We start from the raw sequence: 6,488 nt of genomic DNA, 5'->3' as shown, positions 1-6,488 counted from the left end.
GGCCACGACGTGCCCCGCAGGCGAAGCAGGCCAGCGCCAGGCCCTCCAGCACCCGTGCCGGATCGACCTCCATCAGCAGCCGGTCGGCGTACGAGCCGGGGTCGCCCTCGTCGCCGTTGGCGATCACGACGGTCTCCGGCGAGCCGCCCGCCGCCGCCCACTTGGCCGCCACCGGAAACCCTGCGCCGCCCCGTCCGCGCAGTCCGGAGGCGGCGACTTCGGACCGGACCTGCTCCGGCGAGTGCCGGCCGACGACGGTCTCCGTCCAGGTCCGCCACGGCGCCTCACCCGCCACGATCCCGGCCAGCACGACCGGCTGCCCGGTGGCATCGGCCGCCGGGATGGAGGGGGCGCGCCGTCCCACGAGGCCGGCCACCTGGCCGGCGATGTCCGGGCCGACACAGGGGATCTCGCCATCCAGGCACGCCGGCCCCGCATAGCAGTAGCCCAGGCAGCGGACCGTTCGCAAGGAGACGCCGGCACCGTGACGCGGATCGTCGTCGGCTCCGACATCGAGGGCGTCTTCGATGGCGGGCAGGTGCCGGCCTGCCTGCGCCGCGAAGCACGCCGTGGCCGTGCACACCCGCACCTGGCGAGCCCCATGCGGGGTGGCCAGGTCGGCGTAGAAGGTGGCAGGCCCCAACCCTGCCGCTGCCGGCAGCCCGAACCGGCCGGCCACCTCCGGTGCCCAGCCCTCCGGCCCCTCCGCCTGCTCCGAGGCGGCCTCCGCAAGAGCCTCGATCAGGCGCGCACCTGGCTGCCCGCGGCGCTCAGCGAGGGCGCGAAACGCATCGAAAGTGGTGCTTCACGAGTTTCTTCATGCCCGTTTTCCTATTATCGGACACCCCATGGGTGGCTGCCGGTCGGGCAGCTCGCGACCTCGGCCATGTCGCGTCGCGTCACGGCAGCGAGCTTCCCGGCCAGATCGGCCGGCGCTCGTGAAACCGCCGGCTCGTCCCCGATCTCGGGGGCGCCGACCGGCGATGTCCGGTCGCTGCCGGCGAAGGGCGTGGCCTCGGCGGTCATTCTTCAGGCCGCACACCGCTCCCTCCACCGCGCACCCTCCACCGCGCACCCTGCGCCCGCACGACACCCGCCGCACCGTGCACGGTTGGGGTCAGTCGAGATGACTGTCGTCGAGCGACGTCAAGCGGGCGGCCGCGTCGGGGTCCGCCTGTCCGATGCGGTCCAGCAGGCGGTGCAGGAGGTCGCGGAGGGTCTCGAACTCCTCTGGACTGGTCAGCTCGGCCCACCGCCGCTCGATCCTGTCTCCCACGCTCGCCGCCACCGGTCGTACCGCCCTTCCCCGTTCCGTGAGGACGATCAACCGTGACCGGCCGTCGCGGGGATTCGGGCGGCGGTCCAGATAACCGGCGCGTTCCAGCTGGTCGACTGACTGTGCCATGGTCTGCTTGCGCACGCCGGTCCGGACGGCGAGCTCGCGTACCGCTATTCCCTCGGGCGGGACGAACGGGAACACCTTGGCATCCCCCGATCGAATGTCGCCGAAGCCCGCCTCCGCGAGGGACACCTCGATCTCATGGGCGTATTCGCGGTGGAGGAGGCGAAGGAGGAGGGCGAGCCGCAGGCGCTTGGCGGACGGATCTCGGCTCATATTGACAGCCACCTGTCTAGTTCTAATATGGTCAGGTGCCTGTCTAGTATGCCATCTTCGCAGAGAGGCCTGCCATGCCCACTGCCCATGTTCTTGATTCCACGATCTTCTACCGGGAGGTCGGCGCGGGGACTCCGATGGTCTTCCTGCACGGCAACCCCACCTCGTCGTACCTGTGGCGACACATCTTGCCCACCGTCGGCGAATCCGGCCGGTGCCTGGCGCCCGACCTCATCGGCATGGGGGAGTCGGGCCAGCCTGACATCGCCTACACCTTCCACGATCACGCGCGTTACCTCGACGCGTGGTTCGACGCGCTCGGTCTCGATCAGGTCGTGCTGGTCGGTCACGACTGGGGCGGCGCCCTGGCCTTCGACTGGGCCGCACGCCATCCCGGACGGGTCCGGGGCATCGCGTTCACCGAGACGATCACCAGGCCGATGTCCTGGGAGGACCTCCCCGCCGGCGCCCGCTCGCTGTTCGAGTCCATACGTACGCCCGGTGTGGGCGAGGCCATGGTCCTCGACCAGAACGCGTTCATCGAAAAGGCGCTGCCGTCCACCATCGCCGGCGGACTGAGCGAGGAGGACCACGAGGTCTATCGCCGTCCCTACCCGACCAGGCAGAGCCGGCTGCCGCTGCTGCAGTGGCCGCGGGCTATGCCCCTGGAGGGAGAGCCGGCCGATGTCGTGGCCAGGATCACCGCCTACGGCAAGTGGCTGGCCGACAGCGCGGACGTGCCCAAGCTCCTGCTCGCCTTCGAACCCGGCCCGAGCACGATGATGGGTAAGGAGACCCTCGACTGGTGCGCCGCCCACGTGTCCGCCCTGGAGATCGTGATGCACGGGCCCGCCGGCCATCACACCCCCGAGGACCAGCCCGAGGCCATCGCCGCTTCGCTGCTCGCCTGGCTGGTCAGGCACAACCTGCGCGGCGAGGGCTGAGCACGATGCGAGCGATCAGGCAGCACGCGTCCGGCGGCCCTGAGGAACCGCGGCCGGAGAAGGCGCCCGATCCCCATCCCCCCGGCGCCGCCGTGGCCACGGTCGGCACCGGCAGGACGACCCTGGCGATCCTCGAACTCGCGAGCCCGGTCTCCGGTGACGTCGTCCTGGTCACCGCGGCCGCCGGAGGAATCGGAACCCTCCTGCCGCAGGCGGCGTAGGCCGCCGGGGCGACCTTCGTCGGCGTCGCGGGCGGCCCCGACAAGATGGCGCTCGTCCCGCGCGCCACCACCCGAAAGACGGTTCTGCGACCGTGACCCACCTTCCCACGAAAGGGACCATTGTGCTCCACCGCATCCTCCTCGCGGCCACCGCGGCCGGTCTGCTGGCCGGTTCGGTGACCGCCACCCCTGCCGGCGCCGACGCGTCCACCCCTGCCGCGCGCTGCCGGGACGTCACCGTACCCGTGTCGATCGCCGCTGGGCAGCCTCGGAGTCATCGGATCTGGGGGCAACTGTGCACGCCCGCGGGCCGTGCCGCCTCAACCGTCCAGGTGCTGATCCACGGCCTGAACTACAGCCATGTCTACTGGGATTTCCCCTACCGCACCCACCACTACTCCTACGTCAAGCGGGCGAACCAGGCCGGTTACGCGACGTTCAACCTGGACCGCATCGGCGTCGGACGCAGTTCGCACCCGGCGAGCAAGGAGGTGACGTTGCAGTCCAACGCGCTGACCATCGCACAGGTGGCGCAGGCGCTGCGGACGGGCAAGGCGGGCCCTCGGGCGTTCGCCGAGGTGGTGCTCGTCGGGCACTCCTTCGGCTCTGAAGTGGCGAAGTTCGCCGCGTCCCGCTTCCAGGCCGCGGACGCGCTGATCCTGACGGGCAACGCGCACCGGGTGTCGCCGAGCGGTGCGGAGCTTGCCGGACGGTACGGCCAGCCGGTGAGCGAGGTGCCACGGCTGGCCGCGCAAGTCCCACCGGGTGACGACGGCTACGTGACGGTCAAGGACGAGCAGCGGCCCGCGGTCATGTACTACGTGCCGGGTGCTGACCCTCAGGTCATCGCGCGCGACAGCGCCACGAAAGAAACGAACACGATGAGCGAGCTCTTCTCGCTCGGCGACGCCGGCGCACCCGGCGTGACAGAGGCGATTCGCGTGCCGGTGCTGTTCGTCGTCGGCAAGCGCGACCGGCTGGTCTGCGCCGCCGATGCCAACGACTGCACCTCGCCGGCGGCCCTCGCGGCGGACGAACGGCCGCTCTACCCGGCCGCGCCCCGAGTGGACGCCGTGGTGCTGGACGATGTCGGCCACGCGATCAATTTGCACCGTCGCGCTCCCGCGGCCTACACCAAGGTGCTGAACTGGCTCGACCGGAGTATCTGAACGACGGATCCCGGCGGCGACGGCGCAACTCCCGGTTCTCCCCTTGAGCCACTTCCACGTCATCCTCGGGCAAGGGGGGCGCGGGCCTCACCGGGATCGGCTGCCACGATGGCCCTCGACGTGGTTGACGGCCGAGATCCGGCTACACGGTGGCACCGATGGCGTGGGACCACATCAGGTCTCACATGCGTCAGCGGCCGGGCAGCCGTTCAATGATCTCCTGCAGGAACCACCGGTTGCCGTCCGGGTCGTCGAACGAGGCGAAGGAGCCGTAGCCGGCGCGCTGCGGATGTCGCCCCGCCGGCTCCGGCCCGTACCACTCTGCAGATGGCGAACATCGTCACCGCGGCAGGCCGCGTTCACCAGATGGCCGGTTTCCTGCTCTTCGCCGGGCTCAGCGGCTCCGCGTTCGCCCTGGCCGGCAGGTTGAACGAAGCAGGCCCCGGTCAGGCTTCCGGCGACGGCCGGTACAGCCCCACCTGCCGGTAGACGGCCTTGAGGAAGTCGAGCATTCCGGCGGCGTCCGGCGGATCGGGCTGCAGCACGCGCCACGTCACCGCGCCGGCCATCATGTCGATCAGCACGTCCAGGTCCGCGTCCGGCGGCACGGTGCCGTCCCTCTGGGCGCGCCGCAGCATGGCGGTGGCCAGGTCGCGGCGCGGCAGGATGTGGTGCTTCCAGTAGACGGCCATGAGCTCGGGGTGGCTGACGGCCGATCCCATCATCCGGGCGGTCAGGGCGCGGAACGCCGGGGTCGCCGTCATGCGCGCCGCCACCTCGATGACGCCTTCGATGATCTCGTGGAGGTCGAGCGCCTCGATGTCGCCGGGGGAGGGGACCAGGTCGGCGCTGACCGTCTGCTCGACGGCCTGGGCGATCAGGTCCTCCTTGGTGCTCCAGCGGCGGTAGACGGTGAGCTTGCCGACGCCGGCCCGTTTGGCGATCTGCTCCATGCTGGTGCCCTCGACGCCGCGTTCGATGAACAGCTCCAGCGCGGCGCGCAGGATCGCGGCGTCGGTCTCGGGGTCGCGGGGGCGTCCGCGTCCTCGGCGGTCGGTCAAGCGAGGGCTCCGTCCAGCCAGCGGGTGGGGTCGCCCTTGCAGGCCAGGTGGGCGTCCGGGCGTACGAGCATAGCGGGCAGCGGGCCGGTCGGACGGAGGTGCACGACCCGGTCGCCGAGCCGCCGCCGGGCGGCCTCGAACAGGTCGCGGTCGCCGAGGACCGCCCAGCGTCCGCGCAGCTCGGCGTGCAGCCGGGTGCGGGTGCCGTCGGCGCGTTCGCAGGCCACGTCCGGTATCCGGTCGCCGGGCCGCGGCCGGGGGCCGCGCCCGCCGAGCGGGCCGCGCCGGTAGCTGACCCAGAGCTGGGAGGTGGTGTACGTGGCCCAGCGCTGCAGCCGTCCGATGTTGAAGACCGGCACCAGAACGTGATCGCGCAGGAAACGGCCGACGGGGCCCGAGGCGATGTTGATCTTGGTGGTGGCGGTGCTGCCGCGCAGGACCTGGGTGGCCAGCGGGCGGCGCTCGGTCTGATAAGTGGCGAGCAGTTGCTCGCCCGCCAGGCCGTGCACGATGAGGGCGAGTTTCCAGGCGAGGTTCTCGGCGTCGCCGATGCCGGTGAGCATGCCCTGCCCGCCGAACGGGGCGTGCACGTGCGCGGCGTCCCCGGCCAGCAGGATCCGCCCGCGCCGGTAGGTGTCGGCCAGGCGGCGGTGCACGCTGAACAACGATGCCCAGGACGCCTCCAGCAGCCGACCGCCGAGGTTGCTGGTGCGTCCGGGGAGGATGCGGCGCATGCGCTCGACGATCTGCTCCTCGGACGGCTTGTCGTCGCGAAACTGCGGGTCGTAGGCGAGCAGCCGCCACTGGTCGCCGGGCATGGGCATGGCGCCCAGCATGCCCTCGGGGTGCACCCAGCCGCTGGTGCCGGAACGGTCGAGCGTGGTGTCGAGGTGGGCGTCGACCAGGAGGAAGCGTTCGCTGACCTTGACGCCGGGGAAGCCGATGCCGGCGAGCTTGCGTACGGTGCTGCTGGTCCCGTCGCAGCCGATGAGCCAGCGCGTTCGTACGGTACGACCGTCGCCCAGCACGGCGGTGACGCCGTCGGCGTCCTGGTCGGCGGCCACCAGGGCGGAGCCCCATTCCGGCCGGCCGCCCAGCTCGGCCAGCCGCTCGCGCAGCCGCGCCTCGACGCGGGCCTGGGAGATGACCATCGGGGGAGCGGCGGTGTCCAGACCGGGGTCGCCGAACCGGATGCGCATCATCGGGCGGTCGCCGGCGTACGTGGTGATGGCCATGGCCCGCACCGACTCCTCGGGCAGGCCGCTGAGAGCGTCGAGCCGGTCGAGGACCTCCGAGCCGCGTGCGTGCACGAAGTTGGCCCGGGAGGTGGTGGCCGGGCCCTGCGCCTTGTCGACCACCTGTACCGAGACATCGTGCTGGAGCAGCGCGCATGCCAGCGCCAGGCCTACCGGTCCGGCTCCGACCACCAGGACATCAGGTTCCACGGCTCACCTCAAATATTTACGAACCCGTTTCGT

General features: G+C 71.3%; 8 protein-coding genes. 3 read left to right on the top strand and 5 right to left on the bottom strand.

Features of this window, described 5'->3' with window-relative positions; all coding sequences use genetic code 11:
- The 3 genes from FH608_RS50670 to FH608_RS50660 all read right to left on the bottom strand — a co-directional run.
- A partial coding sequence (locus tag FH608_RS50670; protein WP_264372973.1) for an NAD(P)H-dependent oxidoreductase subunit E occupies window positions 1–742 on the bottom strand: 742 nt, incomplete at its 3' end.
- A 92-nt stretch (window positions 743–834) separates the two neighbouring features.
- A complete protein-coding gene (locus FH608_RS50665; protein WP_139638384.1) occupies window positions 835–1,026 on the bottom strand; it encodes a dsRBD fold-containing protein in 192 nt (63 codons plus the stop codon).
- A 91-nt stretch (window positions 1,027–1,117) separates the two neighbouring features.
- Window positions 1,118–1,615 carry a MarR family winged helix-turn-helix transcriptional regulator gene (locus FH608_RS50660; RefSeq protein WP_139638383.1) on the bottom strand — a complete coding sequence of 166 codons (498 nt, stop codon included), beginning with the start codon at window positions 1,613–1,615 and terminating at the stop codon, window positions 1,118–1,120.
- 74 nt (window positions 1,616–1,689) lie between these two features.
- Between FH608_RS50660 and FH608_RS50655 the strand changes: the two genes are divergently transcribed.
- The 3 genes from FH608_RS50655 (at window position 1,690) to FH608_RS50645 (ending at window position 3,949) form a co-directional block, all read left to right on the top strand.
- Window positions 1,690–2,559: a haloalkane dehalogenase gene (locus FH608_RS50655; RefSeq protein WP_139638382.1), complete on the top strand. Its 870-nt coding sequence runs from the start codon at window positions 1,690–1,692 to the stop codon at window positions 2,557–2,559.
- A gap of 5 nt (window positions 2,560–2,564) precedes the next feature.
- A complete protein-coding gene (locus FH608_RS53665) occupies window positions 2,565–2,780 on the top strand; it encodes a hypothetical protein (RefSeq protein ID WP_226900721.1) in 216 nt (71 codons plus the stop codon).
- Between the two features lie 122 nt (window positions 2,781–2,902).
- A complete protein-coding gene (locus FH608_RS50645; protein WP_193319107.1) occupies window positions 2,903–3,949 on the top strand; it encodes an alpha/beta hydrolase in 1,047 nt (348 codons plus the stop codon).
- Window positions 3,950–4,395: 446 nt separating this feature from the next.
- On the opposite strand, the gene FH608_RS50635 is transcribed toward FH608_RS50645, so the two are convergent.
- Window positions 4,396–5,010: a TetR/AcrR family transcriptional regulator gene (locus tag FH608_RS50635; RefSeq protein WP_139638380.1), complete on the bottom strand. Its 615-nt coding sequence runs from the start codon at window positions 5,008–5,010 to the stop codon at window positions 4,396–4,398.
- The gene (locus tag FH608_RS50630) at window positions 5,007–6,455 is read right to left on the bottom strand and encodes an FAD-dependent oxidoreductase (RefSeq protein ID WP_139638379.1); all 1,449 of its coding nucleotides are present in this window, start codon (window positions 6,453–6,455) and stop codon (window positions 5,007–5,009) included. Before FH608_RS50630 ends, FH608_RS50635 begins: the two co-directional genes overlap by 4 nt.
- Window positions 6,456–6,488 lie beyond the last annotated feature (33 nt).

The organism is Nonomuraea phyllanthi (genome assembly GCF_006334985.2).
In the GTDB taxonomy this organism is placed as follows: Bacteria; Actinomycetota; Actinomycetes; order Streptosporangiales; family Streptosporangiaceae; genus Nonomuraea; species Nonomuraea phyllanthi.
The sequence above is the reverse complement of the archived record's forward strand: the minus strand, read 5'-3'. Positions and strand labels throughout refer to the sequence as shown.